Genomic DNA, 26,298 nt, shown 5'->3' with positions numbered 1-26,298 from the left:
AAAGTAGTAAAAAGGGACACACCAACGATGGCAAAAATCTTCTGCGTTGCGAACCAGAAGGGCGGCGTCGGGAAGACGACGACAGCAGTCAATCTCGCCGCGAGCCTCGCATCGCAGGGACAGCGGGTCCTGCTCATCGATCTGGATCCGCAGGGCAATGCCACGATGGGCAGCGGTATCGACAAGGCCGCGTGTGAAAACACCGTCTACGAAGTACTGGTCGACGGCGTGACCGTCGCGGATGCGCGCGTCAAACCCGAAGGCGTTTCGTATGATGTATTGCCGGCCAATCGCGAACTCGCGGGCGCCGAGGTCGAACTGGTCAGCGTCAACAATCGCGAGCGCCAGCTAAAGGACGCCCTCGCGCTCGTCGCGGAAGATTACGATTTTGTGCTGATCGACTGCCCGCCGGCGCTCTCCTTACTGACGCTCAACGGCCTGTGCGCGGCACATGGCGTCGTGATCCCGATGCAGTGCGAATACTTCGCGCTGGAGGGGCTTTCCGACCTCGTGGCGACGATCAAGCAGGTGCATGCGAACCTGAACCGCGACCTCAAGGTGATCGGCCTGCTGCGCGTCATGTTCGATCCGCGCATCACGTTGCAGCAGCAGGTTTCCGATCAGCTGAAAGAGCATTTCGGCGACAAGGTATTCGATGTGGTGATCCCGCGTAACGTCCGCCTGGCCGAAGCGCCGAGCTATGGTTTGCCGGGTGTGGTTTTCGACCGGGCGTCGCGCGGCGCACAGGCTTACGTCCAGTTCGGTGCGGAAATGATTGAACGGGTTCGCGCGCTGTAACGCGCGGCGGCGGAGTCCGGGAAGAACAAGGTGGCCAGCAAGGCGACCCTCAAGACAACACAAGGCGGATCGAGGAAGCACGATGAACGCAGTGGCAAGAAAGAAGGGATTGGGCCGTGGACTCGAGGCGCTGCTCGGCGGCAGCGCGGACATCACCGAGGCGGTGAAGATCGACGGCGCGCCTAACGTGCTGCCGCTCGGCAAATTACAGGCCGGCAAGTACCAGCCGCGCACGCGGATGGATGAGGGCGCGCTGCAGGAACTGGCCGCCAGCATCCGCACGCAGGGCGTGATGCAGCCGATCCTGGTACGCCCGGTGTCCGCGGACATGTACGAGATCATCGCGGGCGAGCGGCGTTTTCGTGCGGCGCGTCTGGCTGGGCTCGACGAAGTGCCGGTGCTCGTGAAGGACGTGCCCGACCAGACTGCCGCCGCCATGGCGCTGATCGAGAATATCCAGCGCGAAGACCTGAATCCGCTCGAAGAAGCCCAGGGCATCCAGCGCCTGCTCGACGAATTCCACTTCACGCATGAGCAGGCAGCGGAATCCGTGGGACGCTCGCGTAGCGCCGTGTCGAACCTGCTGCGTCTGCTGAACCTGGCGTCGCCCGTTCAGACGATGCTGCTCGCTGGCGATCTCGACATGGGCCACGCGCGTGCGCTGCTCGCCGTCGACGCCGCGACGCAGATCACGCTTGCAAACCAGGTAGTCAACAAGGGCATGTCGGTCCGCGAGACCGAGAAGCTGGTGAGCGCCACGACCAAAGCCGCGCCGGCTGTGAAAGCGCGTACGGGCCACGATGGCGGGCGCGATACCCGTCGCCTCGAGGAGGAGCTTTCCGATCTGCTCGCCGCCACGGTGAAGATCAAGCTCGGCCGGCGTGGGCGAGGGCAGGTACTCGTCGATTTTGGCGACCTCGACGCGCTGGAAGGCATTCTCATGCGACTGCGCGGCACCGCGACCGCTTCCTGAGCACGCGCTATCGTGCCCGTGGCAGAACGCACGCCAAAGGCGTCTCGAAGCATCATCCGTGAAGTGTTTGCGTTCGCGACGAAAGAACCGGTTCTGTCGGTTCTCATCGTCGCGCTGATCGTTCTGCAGTGCCTGCATCCGCGACCATGGGCCTCGTTGCCGGCGTTAGTCGACTGGCAGACTGTGCTGACGCTCGCCGGACTCCTGATATTGACGAAAGCCGTCGAGTTATCAGGATTTCTGATCTGGATGGCACATCGCGTCGTGCATCGCATTCATTCGGAGCGCGGTCTTGCGTTTCTGATGATTGGCCTTGCCGCTGCGCTTTCCACGCTGCTCACGAATGACGTAGCGCTGTTCGTCGTCGTCCCGCTTGCGTTGTCGCTGCACAAACTGACGCCGTTGCCGCTCAAACGCCTCGTGATTTTTATCGCGCTGGCGGTCAATGCGGGTTCGATCCTGACCCCGCTTGGCAACCCGCAGAACCTGTTTCTCTGGCAGACGGGCGGCGTGTCGTTCGGCGCGTTCGTACTGGGGTTGGCGCCGCTCTGCATCGCATTGATGGTTGTGCTGTATCTGATGGCCGCCGTCTTTTTCCGCGGCAAGGCACTCGATTTTTCGAAGGACGTCGAGCCGCATCCGGTCGACCGGCCGCTCGTGGGCATTGCGGCGGTGCTGTTCGTCGCGTTCGTGCTGCTGGCGGACGCGCATCACGCCGCTATCGGCCTCGCGGGCGTCGGACTGGGCTTCCTGCTGTGGCGTCCCAGGGTCGTGTTACAGATCGACTGGCCGCTGCTGCTGATCTTCGTGTTCATGTTCATCGTGTTGCGCAGCGTCGCCGCGCTGCCGTGGATACACGAGACGATCAGTCGCTTCGATATCGGCGGCTCGCCGTTACATGCATATGCCGCCGGCGCAGTGCTGTCGCAGGGCATCAGCAACGTGCCGGCTGCGATCATGCTGGCCGAGTTCACGAAAGACTGGCGCGCGCTGGCGTTCGGCGTTAGCGTCGGCGGCTTTGGCATCGCGATCGGGTCGCTCGCCAATCTGATCGCCGTGCGTCTTTCAAACGAACGCGGCATGTGGCTCCAGTTTCACCTTTTCTCGATCCCGTTCTGGATCGTCGGCGGGACAATTGGCGCGGGCCTTCTGTTGCATTAATGAGACGGCTGCGAGAGCGTCCTGCCGGGTGCGGAAACGATGTATCTGACCGTTCCGGGCACGTACGATACGGGGGCGCCCCAGCCGCCTTACAGTTGTCATGTCTCCCGCAGTAGACAGCCATTTCCCGCATGATGAAGGCGCGTTTCATGCAGGTTATTGGTCGACGTAAAGTCTTGAATTGCCTGCAACTATCGCTTACAATCGCCCGGATTTATTTGCCAGGCAACCCCGTAAGCGGTGCGTAAGCTCGCGGGCTGAACAAGACTTTACGGAACACTGCGATGGCGGCTCAATCGTCGGATCAGGCGCCCCACGAGGGGCACGACGAACACCGCGCAGCGCACGCCGCGTCCGGGTCTTCGGGGCAGCACGCAACGCATGACGAAGCGTGGGATGTCGAGCAGCAAGATAACAATATCGTTCCGCTCACGCGGACTGAAGCTGAAAAGCTGTTTGGTCCGGATGTGAGTCGCCCATCGCGCGTCACGCCTTTCCGGGTTGTGATGGCGCAAATGGTTTTGTCCCTGGGAGCAACGCTGCTTTGGTGGCTGTTTTACAAGCCGCCGGGTGATGCTGCGCTGTCCGCATTCCTGGGGGGAGCGATCTGCTGGGTGCCGAGCGCGATGTTCGCGGCACGTTTGAGAACATTGAGCGGCGCCGAAACCGCAATGAGCTGGATGATCGGCGAAGCGCTCAAGATGGGGGCGACGATTGCGATGTTTGTAGCTATCGCATTCTGGTATCGCGACGTACGCTGGGTTCCGCTGCTCGTGACTTACCTGGTCGCCCTCAAGACGTACTGGATCGCACTCGCCTGGCGGTGAGGCACTGAACACACGGCTGGCGCACGGCGTCAGCAACAGGCAGGCGGCTTCGGCATGAATCCGCTCCGGCGTGTTCCCGCAACACGGCATCGCGCCGGGAACAGCCTGGAAAGATTTTCGACAATTTGGGTGGCATTAACGATATGGCAGCTAGCGAAGGCACGCGCGCTCTGGATCCGTCCGAGTACATCGCGCACCACTTGCAGAACTTTTCCACCGCGCACCAGACGTCGATTTTCGACATCCACGTCTGGAATCTGGACACGCTGTTCTGGTCGATCGTCTGCGGTCTGATTACGATCCTGGTCCTTCATCTGGCTGCCCGCAAGGCGACGTCCGGCGTGCCCGGCCGTTTCCAGTGCGCGATCGAAATGCTCGTCGAGATGGTCGAGGATCAATCGAAATCGATGATCCACGGCTCGCGCACGTTCATCGCGCCGCTCGCGCTGACCGTGTTCGTCTGGGTCGCGCTGATGAACTCGCTCGACTTCCTCCCCGTTGACCTGCCGGGCCGCGTGATCGGCTGGCTGGGCCTTTCGGAAGTCATTCCGCACCATCGCATCGTCCCGACCGCCGATCTGAACGGCACGCTCGGCATCGCGCTCGGCGTGTTCGTACTGATGATTTACTACAACTTCAAGATCAAGGGCGCCGGCGGCTTCGTGCATGAACTGCTGTCCGCGCCGTTTGGTGCGCATCCGCTGCTGTGGATTCCCAACCTTGCACTGAACATCATCGAGTTCGTCGCGAAAACGGTTTCGCTCGGCATGCGGCTGTTCGGCAACATGTACGCCGGCGAACTGCTGTTCCTGCTGATTGCCCTGCTCGGCAGCATGTGGGGTTTCGGCGCGGACGCCTCGGTACTCGGCTTCATCGGCCACGTGATCGCAGGTACGGTGTGGTCGATCTTCCACATTCTGATCGTTCTGCTGCAAGCGTTCATTTTCATGATGCTGACGCTGGTGTACATCGGCCAGGCTCACGACACCCACTAACGTGGTGCGTCGATTAAAAGAATTGTTTTAGTTTTGTTTCATTAAATCCCAGTTCCAAAAGACTTTTCACAAAGGAGTGATCATGCAAGCTTTCATCGCCAACATCCAGGGTCTGACCGCCATCGGTATCGGCATCATCATCGGCCTGGGTGCAATCGGCGCCTGTATCGGTATCGGCCTGATGGGCGGCAAGTACATCGAAGCATGTGCCCGCCAGCCGGAACTGATGAACCCGCTGCAAACCAAGATGTTCCTGCTGGCGGGTCTGATCGATGCGGCGTTCCTGATTGGCGTTGGTGTGGCAATGCTGTTTGCGTTCGCGAACCCGCTGCTGTCGAAGCTGGCAGGCTGAGGTTCCTCGGAAGTTTGCGCCTGATCTATAACGGATAGGGGCGCAGGGCGGAACGGGTCTGAGGCGCTGATCGACGACAGAATCGATGAGCGCCTTACCGTTTCAATTTCCGACATCGCAACGTTTAAGGAAACACCGTGAATCTCAACGCAACCCTGTTTGCGCAAATGGTCGTGTTCCTGATCCTCGCGTGGTTCACGATGAAGTTCGTGTGGCCGCCGCTGGTCAACGCCCTCGACGAGCGCTCCAAGAAGATTGCCGACGGTCTGTCTGCAGCCGAAAAGGGCAAGGCTGAACTCGAAGCCGCTCACAAGCGCGTCGACCAGGAACTGGCTCAGGCACGCAACGATGGTCAGCAACGTATCGCTGACGCCGAAAAGCGCGCAGTATCAGTCGCAGACGAAATCAAGGCACAGGCACAGGCGGAAGCGGCCCGCATCATTGCGCAGGCCAAGGCTGACGCTGAACAGCAAGTCGTGAAGGCCCGTGAAACACTGCGTGGCGAAGTCGCCGCACTGGCTGTGAAGGGCGCCGAACAGATCCTGAAGCGCGAAGTCGACCAGTCAGCTCACGCTGACCTGCTGAATCAACTGAAAGCCGAGCTCTGATCATGGCCGAACTTGCAACCATCGCCCGCCCGTACGCAGAAGCGCTGTTTGGCGTGGCCGAAGCTGATGACACCGCGGCCTGGTCCACGCTCGTGCAGGAGCTGGCACAGGTTGCGCGTCTGCCCGAAGTGCTGTCGGTCGCTACGAGCCCCAAAATCAGCCGCGCGCAGGTCAGCGAACTGCTGCTGTCCGCGGTGAAGTCGCCGCTGAAGGACAACGCGCAGGCGAAGAATCTGGTGCAGATGCTGGTCGACAATCATCGTCTGACGCTGCTGCCGGAAATCGCCACGCAGTTCGAAGCGTTGAAGAACGCCCGTGAAGGGGCGGCCGATGTGCTGATCGTCAGCGCATTTCCGCTCGAAGGCGCGCAGTTGAACGACCTCGTCGCAAGTCTCGAACGCAAGTTCAAGCGCAAACTGAAGCCGGTGGTCGAAACCGACGCGTCGCTGATTGGCGGCGTGCGCGTGACGGTCGGCGACGAAGTGCTCGATACCTCGGTCCGCGCGCGGCTCGCCAGCATGCAGACGGCTCTGACGGCCTGAAGCGCGTAACGCGCTTGAGCGGCTGGCACGCAACAGAATTGACTATCAGGAGCGAATAATGCAACTCAATCCCTCTGAGATCAGCGAGCTGATCAAGAGCCGGATCCAGGGCCTTGAAGCGAGCGCAGACGTTCGCAACCAGGGCACCGTGATCTCCGTGACCGACGGTATCGTGCGTATCCACGGCCTGTCGGAAGTGATGCAGGGCGAAATGCTCGAATTCCCGGGCAACACCTTCGGTCTCGCGCTGAACCTCGAGCGCGACTCGGTCGGCGCCGTGATTCTGGGTGAATACGAACACATTTCGGAAGGCGACATCGTCAAGACGACGGGTCGCATTCTCGAAGTGCCGGTGGGTCCGGAACTGCTCGGCCGCGTGGTCGACGCACTCGGCAACCCGATCGACGGCAAGGGCCCGATCAACGCAAAGAAGACCGACGCAATCGAAAAGATTGCTCCGGGCGTGATCTGGCGTAAGTCGGTTTCGGAACCGGTCCAGACCGGTCTGAAGTCGATCGACGCGATGGTGCCGGTTGGCCGTGGCCAGCGTGAGCTGATCATCGGCGACCGCCAGTGCGGCAAGACTGCAGTCGCTGTCGACGCGATCATCAACCAGAAGGGCAAGAACCTCTTCTGTATCTACGTCGCGATCGGCCAGAAGGCTTCGTCGATCATGAACGTGGTGCGCAAGCTCGAAGAAACCGGCGCGATGGAATACACGATCGTCGTGGCCGCGTCGGCTTCGGAATCGGCTGCGATGCAGTACCTCGCACCGTACGCCGGCTGCACGATGGGCGAATACTTCCGCGACCGCGGTCAGGACGCGCTGATCGTGTATGACGATTTGACCAAGCAGGCATGGGCATACCGTCAGATCTCGCTGCTGCTGCGCCGCCCGCCGGGCCGCGAAGCTTATCCGGGTGACGTGTTCTATCTGCACTCGCGTCTGCTGGAACGTGCTGCTCGCGTGTCGGAAGACTACGTCGAGAAGTTCACGAACGGCGAAGTGAAGGGCAAGAGCGGTTCGCTGACGGCGCTGCCGGTCATCGAAACGCAGGCAGGCGACGTGACCGCATTCGTTCCGACGAACGTGATCTCGATTACCGACGGCCAGATCTTCCTGGAAACCGACCTCTTTAACGCAGGTATCCGCCCGGCAATTAACGCTGGCGTGTCGGTGTCGCGCGTCGGTGGTGCGGCTCAGACGAAGGTCGTGAAGAAGCTGTCGGGCGGTATCCGTACCGACCTCGCGCAGTACCGTGAACTCGCGGCATTCGCACAGTTCGCATCGGACCTCGACGAAGCAACCCGCAAGCAGCTGGAACGCGGCCGCCGCGTGACGGAACTGCTGAAGCAGCCGCAGTATCAGCCGCTGCAGGTGTGGGAACTGGCTGTCGCGCTGTTCGCAGCGAACAACGGCTACCTCGACGATCTGGAAGTTGCGCAAGTGCTGCCGTTCGAAAAAGGCCTGCGCGACAGCCTGAAGTCGAAGCACGCTGACCTGATCAAGCGCATCGAAGACACCAAGGAACTCTCGAAGGACGACGAAGGCCTGCTGCACACGGCCCTCAAGGACTTCAAGAAGTCCGGCGCTTACTGATCCGCGAGTGACCCGCAAGGCATAAACGGACCTTGAAGCGGCGCGGGCCGCAGGCAACTGAACCCGCGCTGCTTCGATCGCTTTGCATGGGACCCGGGTAACCGCTAAAGCGCTAACCGGGGCCGAAGCTTTGCATGGGACCCGAGTAACCGCTAAAGCGGTAACTCGGGCCGACAAGGAGCAAGCAATGGCTGGAATGAAGGAAATTCGCGGCAAGATCAAGAGCGTGCAAAACACGCGCAAGATCACGAAAGCGATGGAGATGGTGGCCGCATCGAAGATGCGCCGCGCTCAGGAGCGCATGCGCGCTGCTCGCCCGTACGCCGACAAGGTCCGCGACATCGCTGCGCACATGAGCCGTGCGAACCCGGAATATCGTCACCCGTTCATGGTGTCGAACGACGGTGCGAAGACGGCGGGCATTATCCTTGTCACGACCGACAAGGGCTTGTGCGGTGGGATGAATACGAACGTGCTGCGCGCTTCGCTCCAGAAGTTCAAGGAGCTGGAAGCAGCCGGCAAGTCGATCGAAGCAACGGCGATCGGTACCAAGGGTCTTGGTTTCCTGAACCGTCTGCGCGCGAACGTGGTGTCGAATGTTGTCCATCTGGGCGATACGCCGCACCTCGAAAAGCTGATCGGCGCGGTGAAGGTGCAGCTCGACCTGTACTCGGAAGGCAAGATTTCGGCGGTGTACCTCGCGTACACGCGCTTCGTCAACACGATGAAGCAGGAGCCGGTGATCGAGCAACTGCTGCCGCTGTCGGCAGAAGACTTCGAGCGCAAGGACGAAAGCGGTGAAAGCGCCACACCGAAGTCGTCGTGGGACTACATCTATGAGCCGGACGCGCAGGCAGTGGTGGACGAGCTGCTGGTGCGTTATGTCGAAGCGCTGGTCTATCAGGCCGTCGCGGAAAACATGGCATCGGAGCAGTCGGCACGGATGGTCGCGATGAAGGCCGCTTCGGACAATGCGAAGACGGTCATCAACGAACTGCAGCTCGTGTACAACAAGAGCCGTCAGGCAGCGATCACGAAAGAACTGTCGGAAATCGTCGGTGGCGCTGCTGCGGTCTGACCGTCATGGTCAGGGCACGCGGGCAAGCGCCTCGCGGCGAGCCCCATCGAAACTGCGCCTTTGCGCGAGTGAAGAATTGAGTATCTAAAGGAAAAGCGATGAGTACTACTGCTTTGGTAGAAGGCAAGATCGTACAGTGCATCGGCGCGGTGATCGACGTGGAATTTCCGCGTGAATCCATGCCGAAAATTTACGACGCGCTCATTCTCGAAGGTTCGGAACTGACCCTCGAAGTTCAGCAGCAGCTGGGCGACGGCGTCGTTCGTACCATCTGTCTGGGTGCCTCGGACGGCCTGCGTCGCGGCACGACGGTGAAGAATACCGGCAAGCCGATCAGCGTGCCGGTTGGCAAGCCGACCCTCGGCCGGATCATGGATGTTCTCGGTCGCCCGATCGACGAAGCCGGCCCGATCAACTCGGACGTGACGCGCGGTATTCACCAGAAAGCGCCGAAATTCGAAGATCTTTCGCCTTCGACGGAACTGCTCGAAACCGGCATCAAGGTTATTGACCTGATCTGCCCGTTCGCGAAGGGCGGCAAGGTTGGCCTGTTCGGCGGCGCCGGCGTGGGCAAGACGGTGAACATGATGGAACTGATCAACAACATCGCGAAGGAACACGGCGGTTACTCCGTGTTCGCGGGTGTTGGTGAGCGTACCCGTGAAGGGAACGACTTCTATCACGAAATGAAGGACTCGAACGTTCTCGACAAGGTCGCGCTGGTGTACGGCCAGATGAACGAGCCGCCGGGCAACCGTCTGCGCGTCGCGCTGACGGGTCTGACGATGGCTGAGCATTTCCGTGACGAAGGCCTCGACGTGCTGTTCTTCGTCGACAACATCTACCGTTTCACGCTGGCCGGTACCGAAGTGTCGGCACTGCTCGGCCGTATGCCATCGGCAGTGGGCTATCAGCCTACGCTCGCTGAAGAAATGGGCAAGCTGCAAGAGCGTATTACGTCGACCAAGACGGGCTCGATCACGTCGGTGCAGGCCGTGTACGTCCCTGCGGATGACTTGACCGACCCGTCGCCGGCTACGACCTTCGGCCACCTTGACGCAACCGTCGTGCTGTCGCGTGACATCGCTTCGCTGGGTATCTACCCGGCAGTGGACCCGCTCGATTCGACCTCGCGTCAGATCGACCCGAACGTGATCGGCGAAGAGCACTACTCGATCACGCGCGGCGTGCAGCAAACGCTGCAGCGCTACAAGGAACTGCGCGACATTATCGCGATTCTGGGTATGGACGAACTGGCGCCGGAAGACAAGCTCGCGGTTGCGCGCGCTCGCAAGATCCAGCGTTTCCTGTCGCAGCCGTTCCACGTCGCTGAAGTGTTCACGGGTTCGCCGGGCAAGTACGTGCCGCTGAAGGAAACGATCCGCGGCTTCAAGATGATCGTTGAAGGTGAGTGCGATCATCTGCCGGAGCAGGCGTTCTACATGGTCGGCACGATCGACGAAGCCTTCGAAAAGGCCAAGAAGATCCAGTAAGGCTTGAGTGCAGGCAACGAGGCGCGGGTTTTGCGGGTATCAGGGTAGAAGCCGCGCCGAACGCATTACGCTCAACCAGGAATCGACACCATGGCAACTATCAAAGTAGACGTCGTCAGCGCCGAAGAACAGATCTTTTCGGGCCAGGCGAAATTCGTCGCGCTACCGGGCGAAGCGGGTGAACTGGGCATTCTGCCAGGCCACACGCCGCTCATCACGCGGATCCGTCCGGGTGCGGTGCGCATCGAGGCGGAAAACGGCGAAGAAGAGTTCGTGTTCGTCGCCGGCGGCATCCTTGAGGTCCAGCCGGGCGCAGTGACGGTTCTGGCCGACACGGCAATCCGCGGCAAGGATCTCGACGAAGCCAAGGCCGAAGAAGCGCGCAAGCGTGCTGAAGAGGCGCTGCAGAACGTGGGTTCGAACCTCGAATACGCTACCGCGCAAGCGGAACTCGCGTATGCGACGGCTCAGCTCGCTGCGATCCAGCGTCTGCGCAAGCTGCGCGGTCAGCATTGATCGCAAGGCAGCACGCAGCAGAAGTAAAAAAGCAGCCCTTCGCGGCTGCTTTTTTTATCCTTCACTTGACGTTTACGGAAAGGTAAGCAGAATCACAAGCTGATTCCTGCGGTAGAAGGGCGCAAGCGGCAACAGCAAAGCTGCGGGTAACACTTGATGCCGCGCGGTCACACGCCGGTGGCACAATCGGTTTCAAATTCATTTCAACCGGGCGACACGACGCGTCGCTCACGGAGACAGACACCATGGCAATCCAGACTGGAGGCGAGGGCGCACTCATCGAGCCGAAGGACAACCTCTCGTACGTTCGCGGCTCGACGGAGATTGCGCTGAGCGAGGCAACTGTCGGTCAGTTTCTGCTGGACACGGCGCGCCGCTTTCCTGACCGTCCTGCCGTGGTGTTCCGCGAGCAGCGCATCCGGTGGACCTGGAAGGAGTTTTCCGACGAAGTCGACATTCTCGCCGCCGGCCTGCTGGCATTGGGCATTGAGAAGGGCGACCGCGTCGGCATCTGGTCGCCGAATCGCGTCGAATGGCTGTTGACGCAGTTCGCCACCGCCCGTATCGGCGCGGTGCTGGTCAACATCAACCCGGCGTACCGGTTGGCCGAACTCGAATACGCGCTGAACAAGGTGGGTTGCAAGGCGATCGTTTCCGCGCACAGCTTCAAGTCGTCGATGTATCTGGAGATGCTGCAGACGCTCGCCCCTGAACTGGCTACGCACGCGCCCGGCGAACTGCGCGCGGCGCGCCTGCCGGACCTGCGTTATGTGATCCGCATGTGCGACACCGAAACACCAGGCATGCTGACGTTTTCCGATGTCATCGAGCGGGGTCGCGCTTCGCTCGATGTCGCGAGGCTCGACGCGATCGGCGCCACGTTGTCGGCGCATGAGCCGATCAACATCCAGTTCACGAGCGGCACGACGGGCAATCCGAAGGGCGCGACGCTCACGCACAGCAACGTCGTGAACAACGCGCGCTTCATCGCGATGGCCATGCGGCTAGGCGAAGAGGACAGCCTGTGCATTCCGGTGCCGTTGTATCACTGCTTTGGCATGGTGCTGGCGGTGCTCGCGTGTGTCTCGGTGGGTGCGAACATGGTGTTCCCCGGCGAGGCATTCGATCCGCTCGCGACCTTGTCCGCGGTCGCCGAAGAGAAATGCACAGCGCTTCATGGCGTGCCGACGATGTTCATCGCCGAACTCGACCATCCCGAATTCGCGCGCTTCGATCTGGGCCGCTTGCGCACGGGCATCATGGCGGGCTCGCCGTGCCCGATCGAAACGATGAAGAAAGTGGTGTCGAGGATGCATCTCGGCGAAATCACAATCGCATACGGCATGACGGAAACGAGCCCGGTCTCGTTCCAGAGTTCGACGAGCGATCCGCTCGACAAGCGCACGACAACCGTGGGCCGCATCCAGCCGCATCTCGAAGTGAAGCTTGTCGATGCGAGCGGCAACGTGGTGCCAGTCGGCGAAACCGGTGAACTGTGCACGAAGGGCTACTCGGTGATGCTGGGCTACTGGGGCGACGAGGCCAAAACACGCGAAAGCATCGTCGACGGATGGATGCACACCGGCGATCTCGCGACGCTTGACGCGGAGGGCTATTGCAACATCGTTGGCCGTCTGAAGGACATGCTGATTCGCGGCGGCGAAAACATCTACCCGCGCGAAATCGAGGAATTTCTGTTCCGTCATCCGAAGATTCAGAGCGTGCAGGTGTTCGGCGTGCCCGACGCGAAGTACGGCGAGGAAGTGTGCGCGTGGATCGTGCTGCGTCCGGGCGAGTACGCCACTGTGGAAGATGTGCAGGAATTCTGTCGCGACCAGATCGCGCATTACAAGGTGCCGAAGCATATCCGCTTCGTCGACGAACTTCCGATGACCGTCACCGGCAAGGTGCAAAAGTTCGTGATGCGCGAACGGATGATCGACGAATTGAAGATCGCCGCCGATAAAACCGCTTGATCTGAACGCAGCAAGGCGTCGCGCGCGAGCATATGTGGCGCCTTGCCGGAATTGTGTTCCTGGAACAACTTGATAGCCGCAACGTCCACGAAAATCCGCTGAGAAAGCGGGAGCAAACGTTTGAGCAGACGAAAAAAAAGCGGGCCTGGAGCCCGCTAAAAACCACACGCTACGGGGTTAGCGCGAGGAGACCAATGAAGGAACCTGGTGGGACGACGCATATAACGCCGACCACGGCCCCAGCAGGGATGCCCCTTTATCAGGGCTTCGGCAAAGCCGACCGGCACAGTGCATCGTATCCGCTCACACTACGCACCCAGCCACATCCGTGTTGAAACCGTTGAAGGGCATTGTGGGCGAATAAGTCTGCTGGCGCGGTAACAAAGTGTTTCAGGTTGTAACGCCCGTCAGACAAGGCTCTGCGGGATTACTTTCCGATCCGAACTGTTTTAGACGTTACGCTTACCGGTAGTAAATTCCGGTTCCCTGACAACGCCGCCAACGTTCTCGATAAACCATACTGCGCTTTTTTATCACGCGTTGGGAGCCGGGGATTTCCCGGCATTGGACGCCGCTCGCAATCACGCGATGCGGCGCCAGCAGACGCTTCGTCGCAGGCTGCTGGCGCCGCCGAAAGCTACTTCAGCCACTTGTCCTGAATGGCCTGGTATTCGCCGGTCGCGCGCGCCAGATGCAGCCACTGATCGACGTACTGCTGGAACACAACGTCGCCGCGCGGCACCATCCATGCTTTTTCACCGTACTGGAACGGCTTGTCCGGATGCACCGAGCATAAGCCCGGGTTGAGCTTTTGCTGCAGCAAGGTTTCGGACGCATCGGTGACCATGACGTCGGCCTTGCCGGCCAGGATCTGTTTGAACACCGTCACGTTGTCCGGATAGACGGTCATGTTCGCGTGCGGAAAAAACTGCTTGGCGAAGCGCTCGTTTGTGCCGCCCGGATTGACGATCACGCGCGTCGACGGCTGGTCGATCTGCGCGACGGTCTGATACTTGTTGACGTCGTCGCAGCGCACGATCGGCGTCTTGCCGTCGATCATGTAGGGCTCGGTGAAGAACGCGCGTTTTTGCCGGTCGAGCGTCGTCGATACACCGCCGATCGCGACATCGCATTTCGCGACGAAGTCGTTCATCAGGTTCGACCACGATGTCTTCACGAATTCCACCTTCACGCCGAGCGAGTGCGCGAGCGATTCGGCCATGTCGATGTCGATCCCCTCGAACTGGCCGTCCGGCTTGTAGAACGAATACGGCTTGTAGTCGCCGGTCGTGCAGGCGCGCAGCGTGCCGCGCGCGACGATTTCGTCGAGACGCGACCCCTGTGGCGCGGAGGCGACGCTTGCAGCGCTGTTCGTTTGCGCGGACACCGGGCTCACGGCGGTCAGTGCGCCGGCGCAGATCACCGCGCCGGCCCATGCGAGGGCGATTTTATTCATCGAGTCTCCTTCGTTCGTCTGTTATTGGAAGTTAAACGCGGGTAAGGCCGTTGATGATAGCCCGGCAATACGGGCTTGATAAGGTTGCTGTCGCCGGGTGAGGCGCTGGATGAGTCCGCCCGCGACCGGGCCGCAAGCCGGCGCACGAGCGCAACAGACGGGCGCGTTTATTCACTGCATCCAGCGCGATACTGGCGGCGGCGTCCGGTAAAATGGCCCTTTGCCTCCAGTCGCCCGCAACGTGGTCAATACTCTTCTGAACGACACTTTCCTGCGCGCGCTCCTGCGCCAGCCGACCGAATACACGCCGATCTGGCTGATGCGGCAGGCGGGTCGCTACCTGCCGGAATACAACGCAACGCGCAGCCGCGCGGGCAGCTTCCTCGGCCTCGCGAAGAATCCCGATTACGCGACGGAAGTCACGTTGCAGCCGCTCGACCGCTATCCGCTCGACGCCGCGATTCTCTTCTCCGACATCCTGACGATTCCCGACGCAATGGGTCTCGGCCTCGACTTCCAGACGGGCGAAGGCCCGAAGTTCGCGCATCCGGTGCGCACGGAAGACGATGTCGCGCGCCTCGCGGTGCCGGATATCGACGCCACGCTGCGCTACGTGACGGACGCCGTCAGCCAGATCCGCCGCTCGCTGGTCGACGCGCAGGGCCGGCAACGCGTGCCGTTGATCGGCTTTTCGGGCAGCCCGTGGACGCTCGCGTGCTACATGGTCGAAGGCGGCGGGTCGGCCGACTTCCGCACCGTGAAATCGATGCTGTATGCGCGCCCTGACCTGATGCACCGCATTCTCGACGTGAACGCGAAAGCGGTCGCGGCGTACCTGAACGCGCAGATCGAAGCCGGCGCGCAGGCCGTGATGATCTTCGATACGTGGGGCGGCGCGCTTGCCGACGGCATCTATCAGCGTTTCTCGCTGCACTACATCCAGCAGGTCGTCTCCCAGCTCAAGCGCGAGCATGACGGCGCGAAAGTGCCGGTCATCACGTTCACGAAGGGCGGCGGCCTGTGGCTCGACGAGATCGCCGCGACGGGCGTCGATGCGGTCGGACTCGACTGGACCGTGAATCTGTCGAAGGCGCGCGAGCGCGTCGGCAGCAAGGTGGCGCTGCAGGGCAATATCGATCCTTCGGTGCTGTTCGCGTCGCCTTCGGCGATCCGGATCGAGGCGCGCGCCGTGCTCGACAGCTTCGGCAACCATCCGGGCCACGTCTTCAATCTGGGCCACGGCATCTCGCAATTCACGCCGCCGGAACATGTCGCCGAACTCGTCGACGAAGTGCACCGGCACAGCCGCGCGATTCGCGCTGGCAGCGTCCCGGCGTGACGCCAGGAGTGTGAAAATTTTGTTGCGGTGCGATGAAGTGGGCTCTCGACATAAGGGTCGCGATGCGTCAACGAGGCCGTCGTGCGGCCATCTCGCAATTGTCAAGACTTGACTTATGCACATTTGTCTCGCTGCGGCGCAGTAGAGGGTTGCGTCGCTGTTTCGGGCCCGCAAGTTGTGTGCGAGTTTGATCTGCGCCTTGACTGGCAAGGGTTTCAGTCAGTATTCGAGATATGTGCGGTAGCCCGCGGAACGACGGCGGGGCGCCATTTTCGAGCCGCTATAACAGAGTTCTCAACAAAGTTATCCACAGGCCCGGCGGACCGATTGCAATTCTTCAGCAGAATCCAAAGCTTGGCGTTGAAAGTGAGGTTTTACTTTAACTTCGACGCTTTCGCCTCGACTGATCGCCTGATCCGATTTGACCCGCTTTGCAGGGTGAGCGCAGGGTGAGCGACGTTTTTGTGCGCGTTGCGCTCGATCATCCCCTGCCGACGCTCTTCGACTACCGGTGCGACATCGAGCCGCCGCCGGTGCCCGGCATGCTCGTGAGCGTGCCATTCGGCAAGCGCGATACGGTTGGTCTCGTGTGCGAAGTGAGCGATCGCAGCGACGTGCCTGCCGACCGGGTGCGCGCAGTGAACGCGGTGTGCACGGCGTGCCCGCCGCTTTCCGCCGCGTGGCTCAAGCTGGCGGACTTCGCGGCCGACTACTACCAGCGTGGAATCGGCGAAGTCGCCTTGCCAGGCCTGCCTCAGGCGCTGCGCGACGCGACGCGCTGGGCGCGGCTGCTCGCGCCGGAAGAGCGCTATCGTCTGATGCCGGCGGGTGGCGACGCGTTGCCCGACGCGTTGCCGGCGCGCGCCAGCGCGCTGCGCCGTCTCGCCGGGGTGCTGGCCGAAGCCGGCTCGCTATCCGCCGCGGATGCGCGCGCACTGCATCCGAAGGCCGTCGCGACGCTGGATGCGTGGCTGGCGGAAGGCTGGGTCGAGCGGGATGTGATCGAAGCCGCCGACGTGCGCGCGGCGCCACCCGCCGATACGTCACCGGTCACGCTGCCGACGCTCACCGACGAACAGGCCGCCGCCGTCGAAGCCATCCGCGACGCGGCCGGCTTCGCGCCGTTCCTGCTGCACGGCGTAACCGGCAGTGGCAAGACCGAAGTCTATCTGCGGGCGCTGGCCGGATTGCTCACCGCCGATCCGCACGCGCAGGCGCTGGTTCTCGTCCCCGAAATCAATCTCACGCCGCAGTTCGAAGCGGCGTTTCGCGCGCGCTTCGCGGCGCTCGATGCCGGCGCGATCGTCACGCTGCACAGCGGGCTTGCCGAAGGCGAGCGGGCGCGTCACTGGTTCGCGGCCCATGCGGGACGCGCGCGTATCGTGCTCGGCACCCGGCTTGCCGTGCTGGCTTCGCTGCCGAAGCTGGCGATCATCGTCGTCGATGAAGAGCACGATCCGGCTTACAAGCAACAGGAAGGGCTACGGTATTCGGCGCGCGATCTGGCGATCTATCGCGCGAAGCAGCTCGGCATTCCGGTCGTGCTCGGCTCCGCGACGCCTTCGCTCGAAAGCTGGTGGCAGGCGGATCAGGGGCGTTACACGCGGCTGACGCTATCGCGCCGCGCGGTGGCCGACGCCGTGCTGCCCGCTATCAAACTCATCGATCTCGAGGAAGAGCACCGGCGCGGACGTGCGTCGATCGACGGGCTATCGGGTCCGCTGATCGCGGCGCTGAAATCGCGGCTGGAACGCGGCGAGCAAAGCCTCGTGTTTCTTAACCGGCGCGGCTACGCCCCCGTGCTTTCGTGCGATGCATGCGGCTGGGTCGCGGGCTGCCCGCGATGTAGCGCGTACGTCGTGCTGCACAAGCCGGAGCGCGCGATGCGCTGCCACCACTGCGGCTGGGAATCGCGCATTCCTCACGCGTGTCCGGATTGCGGCAACGTCGACATCGCGCCGCTGGGACGCGGCACGCAGCGCGTCGAGGAAACGCTCGCGGAGGTCGTGCCCGGCGCGCGCGTGCTGCGCATCGACGCCGACAGCACGCGCCGCAAGGGCAGCGCGCAGGCGCTTTTCTCGGACGTGCATGCTGGCGAAGTCGACATTCTGGTCGGCACGCAGATGATCGCGAAGGGACACGATTTCCAGCGCGTCTCGCTGGTGGGCGTCGTGAACGCCGACACCGCACTCTTTTCCCACGACTTTCGCGCGAGCGAGCGGCTTTTCGCCCAGCTGATGCAGGTGAGCGGCCGCGCGGGCCGCGCCGGTCTGCCGGGCGAAGTGCTCGTGCAGACGCGTTATCCGCGTCACGCGCTGTATCACGCGCTCGCGCGCCACGATTACATCGGCTTCGCGAAGTCGCAGCTTGGCGAGCGCCGCGATGCTCATTTGCCGCCGTTCGTCTATCAGGCTTTGCTGCGCGCCGAAGGCCGCACGCTCGAAGCGGCGCTCGCGTTTTTGCAGCAGGCCGCCGCGCAGCTATCGACGATTCCCGCGGCCGGACGCGTGACCGCCTATGACGCCGTGCCGCTGACCATCGTCAAGGTGATGCATGTGCATCGCGCGCAGTTGTTGATCGAAAGCGCGTCGCGCGGCGCACTCCAGGCGACGCTACATGCGTGGCAGCCGATGCTTCGCACGCTCAAGGGCGTGTTGCGCTGGAACCTCGAAGTCGATCCACTCGACATCTGACGCCGCTCGCGCATCCGGCCGATCCGGCGTTCCGCGGGCAAATCCCGTGCGGTCATATCGATAGAGCGAAAGGTCGTTTCGCTTTCGGATATCGCTCGACTATATTTCGCCCGACCGGCGCAATTTTCACAACAATCCGAACCCGACCAACCCTTGCGCCGATGCACCTCAACTTCCGGGGCTTTGCGATGAGCGATACAAACCACAGCCTGCCGGCGGGCGCGCAGCCCGCAGCCGCGGACCGCACCGGGCGCACGACGCGTGGCGGCGGCGGTCTCTTTTCAACCGAAGACTGGTGGGCCGTCTGGATCGGCCTCTTCGTGATCGTGATCGCGTGGGCGCTGTTCGCGTCCGGCGGCAGCATCAAGTGGCTCGCGGTTGCGCCCGTCAAATGGGCGAGCGTCGGCGCCGCCGGTGCGGACCTCGTCAGGCATCTGCCGAACTACGTCGCGCTGTTCGTCGTGTTCGCCGTGCTGTTCAGCGTCAGCCTCGCGGTGCTCAAACAGAACGTCGCGCACTTCCTGCCGTCGTTTCTGATCCTGTTTGTCGTGTCGGTGCTGATATTCGAACTCGGAGCGTGGGCCAGCGCAGCGAAGTACAACCTCGAACCGCCACTGGTCGCGCTCGCGCTCGGGCTCGTGATCTCGAACGTGTTCCGGCTGCCGGAGTGGTTTTCCGCCGGCCTGCGCGTCGAGTTTTACATCAAGGTCGGCATCGTGCTGCTCGGCGCGACCCTGCCGTTCACGCTGCTCGTGTGGGCCGGACCGGTCGCGGTCGGCCAGGCGACGATCGTCTCGCTGATCACGTTCTCCGTGATCTTTTTCACGGGCAAGGCGCTCGGCCTCGACCGGCGCTTCGCGGCCGTGCTCGGTGTGGGCGGCGCGGTGTGCGGCGTGTCGGCGGCGATTGCGATCGCGGGCGCGGTGCGCGCGAAGCGCGAGCAGGCTTCCGTGGCGATCACACTCGTGATCCTGTGGGCGATCGTGATGATCTTCGTGTTGCCGATCGCGTCACGCTCGCTCGGCCTGCCGACCGGCGTCGCGGGCGCGTGGATCGGCACATCGGAATTCGCCGATGCAGCCGGCATCGCCGCCGCGCAGGCCTACGGCGACTTCGCGAAGAGCGCCGGCGGCGCGATCGCGGGTGCGCCTGATGCGGCGTTGCAGGCATTCACGCTGATGAAGGTGGTGGGCCGCGACATCTGGATCGGCATCTGGGCGTTCGTGCTCGCGATCGTCGCGACGACGCGCTGGGAATCCGGAGACAGCACCGTCAAATCCCGCGCTGACGCTGGCGAAATCTGGGCGCGCTTTCCGAAATTCGTGATTGGTTTCGTGATCGCGTCCGCGCTCGTGACCTGGATTGCCAGCCACTATTCGCTTGCGGATTACCGCAAGGTCGTGACGCCGGAATTCGTCGGGCCGATTACCGCGCTGCGTACGTGGGCGTTCATCTTCTGCTTCCTGAGCATCGGGCTGACCACGCGCCTGCGCACGCTGACGGCGACCGGCCTGAAGCCGTTCCTCGTGTTCACGGCAGGCGTGGCGGTCAATATCGCCATCGGCTACGTGCTGTCCGCGCACGTATTCGCATCGTACTGGAATAGCCTGGGACAGTGACCGTGAAGCCGGACGGCACCTCGACACTCGCGCGCGGCGCGCCGGAAACGGCCGCGCTGCGCGACGCAAGCCGGTGTTGCGCCGGATGCCGGCACCGCGCCGACGACCGGCATTCTCTTGAACAAAGCATTCCAGGCCTCACCGTCTTCAGTTCGGGTTTCGGCGCGAGCGTGGCGGCGAGCCGGCTGTGTCGTCTGCACGACCAGCTCGTCTCGCCTGACGACACCTGCAGCCAGTTCGACCCGACGCCCGCCCGTATTTCTGGCTGAGCGAGGCCGGCTCGCGCGTCACTCAGGACGCGTTTTTTGCCGATCGCCCGCCACGCGGGTTCACGCGTGCCGTTTCCATCCGTTTTGTCGCCGAACACGATGCGCCGCGAATAAAAAACACCGCACACAGCGCGCACATCGTCCAGATTCCCGTCACCACCATCCACTTTTCCATTTCCATCACCTTCCCTGTGAGCAAGACGCCTGTTGCGCGGCGTATGTCTGTATATCGGCGCGGCGCGGGATTCGATAAGGGTAGCGACGAAAAGAATCAGGCCAGGGAAAACACCGATCGCAACCGGGTACATCCGGCACACCCCGACCCGGCGCAAACCCCGGTGGCATAAGGGATTGCGAGGGGTGCAACCTTTCCCCGCGAGCGGTTGCACCTTTTTAATTGAAGGCGTACGATTCGCCAACTTTCTAGTCTTTCGCCGATGGTCAAATCGGCATTCGAAGGAAACATGGCGAGCACTACCCTTGGCGTCAAGGTTGACGACCTCCTCCGTTCCCGGCTGAAAGAAGCCGCCACACGCCTCGAGCGCACGCCACACTGGCTGATCAAGCAGGCGATCTTCGCGTATCTGGAGAAGATCGAGCAGGGTCAGCTGCCCCCCGAACTGTCGGGTCTGAACGGCGCGGTCGATCTGGCCGGGAGCGCAGTCGTCGATTCCGACGAAGAGAGCGCCTCGCATCCGTTCCTCGAATTCGCGCAGAGCGTGCAGCCGCAGTCGGTGCTGCGCGCGGCGATCACGGCGGCGTATCGCCGTCCGGAGCCGGAGTGCGTGCCGTTCCTGCTGGGTCAGGCACGTCTGCCCGCGAACCTCGCCGGCGACGTGCAGGCGATGGCGGGCAAGCTCGTCGAAACGTTGCGCACCAAGAGCAAGGGTGGCGGCGTCGAAGGGCTGATCCGCGAATTCTCGCTGTCGAGCCAGGAAGGCGTCGCGCTGATGTGCCTCGCCGAGGCGCTGCTGCGCATTCCCGACCGCGCCACGCGCGACGCGCTGATCCGCGACAAGATCAGCAAGGGCGACTGGCGATCGCACGTCGGCCAGGCGCCGTCGCTCTTCGTCAACGCCGCGACGTGGGGTCTGATGATCACCGGCAAGCTGGTGACGACCAACAGTGAGACGGGTCTTTCGTCGGCGCTGACGCGTCTGATCGGCAAGGGCGGCGAGCCGCTGATCAGGAAGGGCGTCGATATGGCGATGCGCCTGATGGGCGAACAGTTCGTCACGGGCGAGAACATTTCCGAGGCACTGGCCAACAGCCGCAAGTTCGAGGCGCGGGGCTTCCGCTATTCGTACGACATGCTCGGCGAAGCCGCGACAACCGAAGCCGACGCACTGCGCTATTACGCATCGTACGAGCAGGCGATCCACGCGATCGGCAAGGCCGCTGGTGGACGTGGCATCTATGAAGGCCCGGGCATCTCGATCAAGTTGTCGGCGCTGCACGCGCGCTACTCGCGCTCGCAGCAGGAACGCACGATGAACGAGTTGCTGCCGCGCGTGCGCGCGCTCGCGATCCTCGCGCGCCGTTACGACATCGGTCTGAACATCGACGCCGAAGAAGCCGACCGCCTCGAAATCTCGCTCGATCTGCTCGAGGCGCTGTGCTTCGATCCGGAACTGGCCGGCTGGAACGGCATCGGCTTCGTGGTACAGGCGTATCAGAAGCGCTGCCCGTTCGTGATCGACTACATCGTCGATCTGGCGCGCCGCAGCCGCCACCGCATCATGGTCCGCCTCGTGAAGGGCGCGTACTGGGATAGCGAAATCAAGCGCGCGCAGGTGGACGGTCTCGAAGGCTATCCGGTCTACACGCGCAAGATCTATACGGACGTCTCGTATATTGCCTGCGCGAAAAAGCTGCTCGGCGCGCCGGATGCCGTCTATCCGCAGTTCGCAACGCACAACGCGCATACGCTCGCGGCGATCTATCACCTTGCCGGCCAGAACTACTACCCTGGCCAGTACGAATTCCAGTGTCTGCACGGCATGGGCGAGCCGCTGTACGAGGAAGTCACCGGCCGCGACAAGCTGAACCGTCCGTGCCGCGTGTACGCGCCAGTCGGCACGCATGAAACGCTGCTCGCGTATCTCGTGCGCCGGCTGCTGGAAAACGGCGCGAATACGTCGTTCGTAAACCGCATCGCCGATGAAACCGTCGCGATCAAGGACCTCGTGGCCGACCCGGTCGACGAAGCGTCGAGGATCACGCCGCTCGGTGCGCCGCACGCGAAGATTCCGCTGCCGCGTCACCTGTTCGGCGGCGAGCGTCTCAATTCGATGGGCCTCGATCTGTCGAACGAGCATCGTCTGGCGTCGCTGTCGTCGGCGTTGCTGGCGAGCGCGCACCATCCGTGGCGCGCGGCGCCCATGCTCGCCGACAACGACATCGCCAACGGCGCCGCGCGCGACGTGCGCAACCCGGCCGATCAGCGTGACCTCGTCGGCACGGTGGTCGAGGCAACCCCGGAACATGTGAGCGCCGCGCTCACGCACGCCGTTGCAGCCGCGCCGATCTGGCAGGCGACGCCCGTCGAGGCGCGTGCCGACTGTCTCGCGCGCGCCGCCGATCTGCTCGAAGCGCAGATGCATACGCTGATGGGTCTCGTCGTGCGCGAAGCGGGCAAATCGTTGCCGAACGCCGTCGCGGAAATCCGCGAAGCGATCGACTTCCTGCGCTATTACTCCACGCAGATCCGCACCGAGTTTTCGAACGACACGCACCGCCCGCTCGGACCGGTGGTGTGCATCAGCCCGTGGAATTTCCCGCTGGCGATCTTCATGGGTCAGGTTGCAGCAGCGCTCGCCGCCGGCAATACCGTACTCGCCAAGCCCGCTGAACAGACGCCGCTGATCGCCGCGCAGGCGGTGCGCATCCTGCGCGAAGCCGGCGTGCCGGCGGGCGCGGTGCAACTGCTGCCGGGCGACGGTGAAACGGTCGGCGCGGCCCTGGTGGCCGATGCGCGCACGCGTGCCGTGATGTTCACCGGCTCGACCGAAGTCGCGCGCCTGATCAACAGGACGCTGTCGTCGCGCCTCGACGTCGACGGCAAGCCGATTCCGCTGATCGCCGAAACCGGTGGCCAGAACGCGATGATCGTCGATTCGTCGGCGCTGGCGGAGCAGGTCGTCGCCGACGTGCTGCAGTCGTCGTTCGACTCCGCCGGCCAGCGGTGTTCGGCGCTGCGCGTTCTCTGTCTGCAGGACGACGTCGCGGACCGCACGCTCGAAATGCTGACCGGTGCGATGGGCGAACTCGCGGTGGGCAATCCGGATCGTCTGTCGATCGACGTCGGTCCGGTGATCGACATCGAAGCAAAGCGCGGCATCGATGCGCACATCGCCGCGATGCGCGAGAAGGGCCGCAAGGTCGTGCAGCTGCCGATGCCGGAAGGCTGCGCAGCCGGTACGTTCGTGCCGCCGACGCTGATCGAACTCGACAGCATCGACGAACTGAAGCGCGAAGTGTTCGGCCCGGTGCTGCACGTGGTGCGTTATCACCGTAGCGCACTCGACAAGCTGCTCGACCAGATCCGCACGACGGGCTACGGGCTCACGCTCGGCGTTCACACGCGGATCGACGAAACGATCGCGCATGTGATCGGCCGCGCGCACGTCGGCAATATCTATGTGAACCGCAATGTGATCGGCGCGGTGGTCGGCGTGCAGCCGTTCGGCGGCGAAGGCCTGTCGGGCACGGGGCCGAAGGCGGGCGGCGCGCTGTATCTGCAGCGTCTGCTGGCCAAGCGTCCGGCGGGTTTGCCGAAGTCGCTCGCCGCGGCGCTTGTGGTGGATGCACCGCAGTCATCCCAAAAAGTGGATGGAATGGGGGACAATCCGGCTGCCGTGTTGACGGCATTGCGCGACTGGCTGATCGGCGAAGGTCAGGCGACGCTCGCCGCGCGCTGCGACGGTTATCTGTCGTACGTGCTGGCCGGCGCGACGGCCGTGTTGCCGGGGCCGACCGGCGAGCGCAACACGTACACGCTCGGCGCTCGTGGCACCGTGCTGTGCGTGCCGTCGACCCACGGCGGTGCCCGCGCGCAGTTTGCCGCGGTGCTGGCGACAGGAAACCGCGCGCTTTTCGAAGGCGCGGCGGGCGAGCAGCTGGTCGCCGCGTTGCCCGCGGGATTGAAGCAACACGCGAGCGTGAAGAAGACCGCCGAGGCCGCTTTCGATGCAGTGCTTTTCGAAGGCGACAGCGACGAGCTGCTCGCGCTGGTAAAGGAAGTCGCGAAACGGCCGGGGCCGATCGTATCGGTGCAGGGCGTGGCGGCACGCGCGCTGGAAAGCGGCGATGAGGATTACGCGCTTGAACGTCTGTTGACGGAACGTTCGGTCAGCGTAAATACGGCAGCAGCAGGCGGCAATGCGAATTTGATGACGATTGGCTGAGCGAACCTCGACGATCAATTCAAAAAATGGAAGCGGCACGGTGACCCCGATGTCGCTCCACTCACACCTGGTACCAAAGGAGAAGCTATGCAACACACGATGAAAGGGCTGACAGCTGCGACGCTCGTCGCGGTCATGTCGCTGGCGGGGACCGCGCAGGCACAAACGGCTGAAGACGTGAAGATCGGCTTTGCCGGTCCGATGACGGGCGCTCAGGCGCACTACGGCAAGGATTTCCAGAACGGCATCACGCTGGCTGTGGAAGAAGAGAACGCGACGAAGCCGGTGATCGGCGGCAAGCCGGTGCACTTCGTGCTCGACTCGGCCGACGACCAGGCTGACCCGCGCACCGGCACGACGGTCGCACAGAAGCTCGTCGACGACGGCATCAAGGGCATGCTCGGCCACTTCAACTCGGGTACGACGATCCCGGCTTCGCGCATCTACGCGAACGCAGGCATCCCGGAAATCGCGATGGCGACGGCGCCTGAGTACACGCAGCAAGGCTTCAAGACGACGTTTCGCATGATGACCTCCGACACGCAGCAAGGTTCGGTGGCTGGTACGTTCGCAGCGAAGTCGCTTGGCATGAAGAAGATCGCGATCGTCGACGACCGCACCGCATACGGCCAGGGTCTGGCTGACCAGTTCGAGAAGGCCGCGAAGGCATCGGGCGCAACGATCATCGCGCGCGAGTACACGAACGACAAGGCCGTCGACTTCAAGGCAATTCTGACGAAGCTGAAGGCCGCGAATCCGGACCTGATCTATTACGGCGGCGCGGATTCGCAAGCGGGCCCGATGGTCAAGCAGATGAAGACGCTTGGCATGAAGGCGCCGCTGATGGCCGGCGAAATGGTCAAGACGGACACGTTCCTGAAGATCGCGGGTGACTCGGCGAACGGCACGGTGGCGTCGCTCGCCGGCCTGCCGCTGGACGAAATGCCGGGCGGCAAGGACTACGTCGCGAAGTACAAGAAGCGCTTCAACGAAGACGTGCAGACGTACTCGCCGTACGCCTACGACGGCGCAATGGCACTCTTCAATGCAATGAAGAAGGCAAACTCGACGGATCCGGCAAAGTACCTGCCGATGCTCGCGCAGACGTCGATGCCGGCCGTGACGTCGAAAGACCTCGCTTACGACAGCAAGGGTGACCTGAAGAACGGCGGCATCACGCTGTACAAGGTTGTCGACGGCAAGTGGACGACGCTGCAAAGCGTGGGCGGCAAGTAACAGCCGCTTCGTCAAGGAATAGCGCTGCGAAAACGCGGCGCGTGCTTCACAACCCGGATCCCAGTCTTTCCCCTGCGATCCGGGTAGCTTCGAAAACACCCTGCGAGCGAATCCGGCTCCCAGGGTGTTTTTTTCGCGCGTGGACTCCCAGCCCGCCCGCCGGCTTCTTCCATCTCCCGCCTCTTTGCCTCGAGCAGGCAACGCCTCGAATCTCTTAAATAAGCCGATATTCATAAGAAGCGCCTCAATTTTATTTGTTTTGGATAGCTTATTTTGTAATCGCCAAAACCTTGATCCAGATTCAGTCGTCTGATTTACGGGGAGCCTGGCTAACGGTTAATCTTGATCGCACGGAAGTCTC

At 62.7% G+C, this 26,298-nt stretch carries 20 protein-coding genes; 19 read left to right on the top strand and 1 reads right to left on the bottom strand.

Translation table 11 applies throughout. From position 1 onward, the window contains the following. Positions 1–27: 27 nt before the first annotated feature. From LPA34_RS12885 to LPA34_RS12825, 13 genes are all read left to right on the top strand, one after another. Positions 28–798 (top strand): ParA family protein, encoded by a 771-nt coding sequence (locus tag LPA34_RS12885; protein ID WP_228978634.1) that lies wholly within the window; start codon positions 28–30, stop codon positions 796–798. A gap of 82 nt (positions 799–880) precedes the next feature. Then, positions 881–1,771, top strand: coding sequence for a ParB/RepB/Spo0J family partition protein (locus LPA34_RS12880; RefSeq protein WP_228978633.1), 891 nt, complete (start codon positions 881–883; stop codon positions 1,769–1,771). An 18-nt stretch (positions 1,772–1,789) separates the two neighbouring features. Continuing rightward, on the top strand, positions 1,790–2,932 hold the full coding sequence (locus LPA34_RS12875) for an SLC13 family permease (RefSeq protein WP_411178981.1): 1,143 nt from the start codon (positions 1,790–1,792) through the stop codon (positions 2,930–2,932). Positions 2,933–3,216: 284 nt separating this feature from the next. Next, on the top strand, positions 3,217–3,759 hold the full coding sequence (locus LPA34_RS12870) for an ATP synthase subunit I (RefSeq protein WP_228978631.1): 543 nt from the start codon (positions 3,217–3,219) through the stop codon (positions 3,757–3,759). Between the two features lie 143 nt (positions 3,760–3,902). Further along, positions 3,903–4,754 carry a F0F1 ATP synthase subunit A gene (gene atpB / locus LPA34_RS12865; protein ID WP_228978629.1) on the top strand — a complete coding sequence of 284 codons (852 nt, stop codon included), beginning with the start codon at positions 3,903–3,905 and terminating at the stop codon, positions 4,752–4,754. Between the two features lie 82 nt (positions 4,755–4,836). Beyond that, complete coding sequence (gene atpE / locus LPA34_RS12860) at positions 4,837–5,106, top strand: F0F1 ATP synthase subunit C (RefSeq protein ID WP_007180033.1); 270 nt, start codon at positions 4,837–4,839, stop codon at positions 5,104–5,106. Positions 5,107–5,243: 137 nt separating this feature from the next. Beyond that, entirely contained in the window at positions 5,244–5,714 is a 471-nt protein-coding gene (locus tag LPA34_RS12855; RefSeq protein WP_228978627.1) for a F0F1 ATP synthase subunit B, read from the top strand. Positions 5,715–5,716: 2 nt separating this feature from the next. Further along, complete coding sequence (locus LPA34_RS12850; protein WP_228978624.1) at positions 5,717–6,256, top strand: F0F1 ATP synthase subunit delta; 540 nt, start codon at positions 5,717–5,719, stop codon at positions 6,254–6,256. A gap of 58 nt (positions 6,257–6,314) precedes the next feature. Next, entirely contained in the window at positions 6,315–7,856 is a 1,542-nt protein-coding gene (gene atpA, locus LPA34_RS12845) for a F0F1 ATP synthase subunit alpha (protein ID WP_228978622.1), read from the top strand. A gap of 187 nt (positions 7,857–8,043) precedes the next feature. Continuing rightward, positions 8,044–8,934 (top strand): F0F1 ATP synthase subunit gamma, encoded by an 891-nt coding sequence (gene atpG, locus LPA34_RS12840; protein WP_228978620.1) that lies wholly within the window; start codon positions 8,044–8,046, stop codon positions 8,932–8,934. 98 nt (positions 8,935–9,032) lie between these two features. Further along, positions 9,033–10,427, top strand: coding sequence for a F0F1 ATP synthase subunit beta (gene atpD / locus LPA34_RS12835; RefSeq protein ID WP_228978618.1), 1,395 nt, complete (start codon positions 9,033–9,035; stop codon positions 10,425–10,427). Positions 10,428–10,517: 90 nt separating this feature from the next. Then, complete coding sequence (locus tag LPA34_RS12830; RefSeq protein WP_090535091.1) at positions 10,518–10,943, top strand: F0F1 ATP synthase subunit epsilon; 426 nt, start codon at positions 10,518–10,520, stop codon at positions 10,941–10,943. A gap of 245 nt (positions 10,944–11,188) precedes the next feature. Next, positions 11,189–12,919, top strand: a complete 1,731-nt coding sequence (locus LPA34_RS12825) for an AMP-binding protein (protein WP_228978614.1) — start codon at positions 11,189–11,191, stop codon at positions 12,917–12,919. A gap of 637 nt (positions 12,920–13,556) precedes the next feature. On the opposite strand, the gene LPA34_RS12820 is transcribed toward LPA34_RS12825, so the two are convergent. Next, positions 13,557–14,375 carry a transporter substrate-binding domain-containing protein gene (locus LPA34_RS12820; RefSeq protein WP_228978613.1) on the bottom strand — a complete coding sequence of 273 codons (819 nt, stop codon included), beginning with the start codon at positions 14,373–14,375 and terminating at the stop codon, positions 13,557–13,559. Positions 14,376–14,616: 241 nt separating this feature from the next. On the opposite strand from LPA34_RS12820, the gene hemE reads away from it, so the two are divergent. The 6 genes from hemE to LPA34_RS12790 all read left to right on the top strand — a co-directional run bounded on the left by hemE (position 14,617) and on the right by LPA34_RS12790 (position 25,937). After that, positions 14,617–15,714: a uroporphyrinogen decarboxylase gene (gene hemE, locus LPA34_RS12815; protein ID WP_228978611.1), complete on the top strand. Its 1,098-nt coding sequence runs from the start codon at positions 14,617–14,619 to the stop codon at positions 15,712–15,714. Positions 15,715–16,163: 449 nt separating this feature from the next. After that, complete coding sequence (locus LPA34_RS12810) at positions 16,164–18,407, top strand: primosomal protein N' (RefSeq protein ID WP_228978609.1); 2,244 nt, start codon at positions 16,164–16,166, stop codon at positions 18,405–18,407. Between the two features lie 188 nt (positions 18,408–18,595). Next, positions 18,596–20,026 carry a YeiH family protein gene (locus LPA34_RS12805; protein ID WP_228978608.1) on the top strand — a complete coding sequence of 477 codons (1,431 nt, stop codon included), beginning with the start codon at positions 18,596–18,598 and terminating at the stop codon, positions 20,024–20,026. 2 nt (positions 20,027–20,028) lie between these two features. Next, complete coding sequence (locus tag LPA34_RS12800; protein ID WP_228978606.1) at positions 20,029–20,295, top strand: hypothetical protein; 267 nt, start codon at positions 20,029–20,031, stop codon at positions 20,293–20,295. 464 nt (positions 20,296–20,759) lie between these two features. After that, the gene (gene putA / locus LPA34_RS12795) at positions 20,760–24,701 is read left to right on the top strand and encodes a trifunctional transcriptional regulator/proline dehydrogenase/L-glutamate gamma-semialdehyde dehydrogenase (RefSeq protein ID WP_228978604.1); all 3,942 of its coding nucleotides are present in this window, start codon (positions 20,760–20,762) and stop codon (positions 24,699–24,701) included. 87 nt (positions 24,702–24,788) lie between these two features. Continuing rightward, positions 24,789–25,937 (top strand): branched-chain amino acid ABC transporter substrate-binding protein, encoded by a 1,149-nt coding sequence (locus LPA34_RS12790; RefSeq protein ID WP_228978602.1) that lies wholly within the window; start codon positions 24,789–24,791, stop codon positions 25,935–25,937. The last annotated feature ends 361 nt before the right edge of the window (positions 25,938–26,298 follow it).

Origin of the sequence: Paraburkholderia gardini, from assembly GCF_907164575.1 — a bacterium.
In the GTDB taxonomy this organism is placed as follows: domain Bacteria; phylum Pseudomonadota; class Gammaproteobacteria; order Burkholderiales; family Burkholderiaceae; genus Paraburkholderia; species Paraburkholderia gardini.
This window is presented reverse-complemented; position numbering and strand designations above follow the sequence as displayed.

Bases quoted from the DNA above. Each gene is read 5' to 3' on its own strand.
- LPA34_RS12885 (WP_228978634.1), top strand. From the start codon at position 28: ATGGCAAAAATCTTCTGCGTTGCGAACCAGAAGGGCGGCGTCGGGAAG.
- LPA34_RS12880 (WP_228978633.1), top strand. From the start codon at position 881: ATGAACGCAGTGGCAAGAAAGAAGGGATTGGGCCGTGGACTCGAGGCG.
- LPA34_RS12870 (WP_228978631.1), top strand. From the start codon at position 3,217: ATGGCGGCTCAATCGTCGGATCAGGCGCCCCACGAGGGGCACGACGAA.
- atpB (WP_228978629.1), top strand. From the start codon at position 3,903: ATGGCAGCTAGCGAAGGCACGCGCGCTCTGGATCCGTCCGAGTACATC.
- atpE (WP_007180033.1), top strand. From the start codon at position 4,837: ATGCAAGCTTTCATCGCCAACATCCAGGGTCTGACCGCCATCGGTATC.
- LPA34_RS12850 (WP_228978624.1), top strand. From the start codon at position 5,717: ATGGCCGAACTTGCAACCATCGCCCGCCCGTACGCAGAAGCGCTGTTT.
- atpA (WP_228978622.1), top strand. From the start codon at position 6,315: ATGCAACTCAATCCCTCTGAGATCAGCGAGCTGATCAAGAGCCGGATC.
- atpG (WP_228978620.1), top strand. From the start codon at position 8,044: ATGGCTGGAATGAAGGAAATTCGCGGCAAGATCAAGAGCGTGCAAAAC.
- atpD (WP_228978618.1), top strand. From the start codon at position 9,033: ATGAGTACTACTGCTTTGGTAGAAGGCAAGATCGTACAGTGCATCGGC.
- LPA34_RS12830 (WP_090535091.1), top strand. From the start codon at position 10,518: ATGGCAACTATCAAAGTAGACGTCGTCAGCGCCGAAGAACAGATCTTT.
- LPA34_RS12825 (WP_228978614.1), top strand. From the start codon at position 11,189: ATGGCAATCCAGACTGGAGGCGAGGGCGCACTCATCGAGCCGAAGGAC.
- LPA34_RS12820 (WP_228978613.1), bottom strand. From the start codon at position 14,375: ATGAATAAAATCGCCCTCGCATGGGCCGGCGCGGTGATCTGCGCCGGC.
- LPA34_RS12805 (WP_228978608.1), top strand. From the start codon at position 18,596: ATGAGCGATACAAACCACAGCCTGCCGGCGGGCGCGCAGCCCGCAGCC.
- putA (WP_228978604.1), top strand. From the start codon at position 20,760: ATGGCGAGCACTACCCTTGGCGTCAAGGTTGACGACCTCCTCCGTTCC.
- LPA34_RS12790 (WP_228978602.1), top strand. From the start codon at position 24,789: ATGCAACACACGATGAAAGGGCTGACAGCTGCGACGCTCGTCGCGGTC.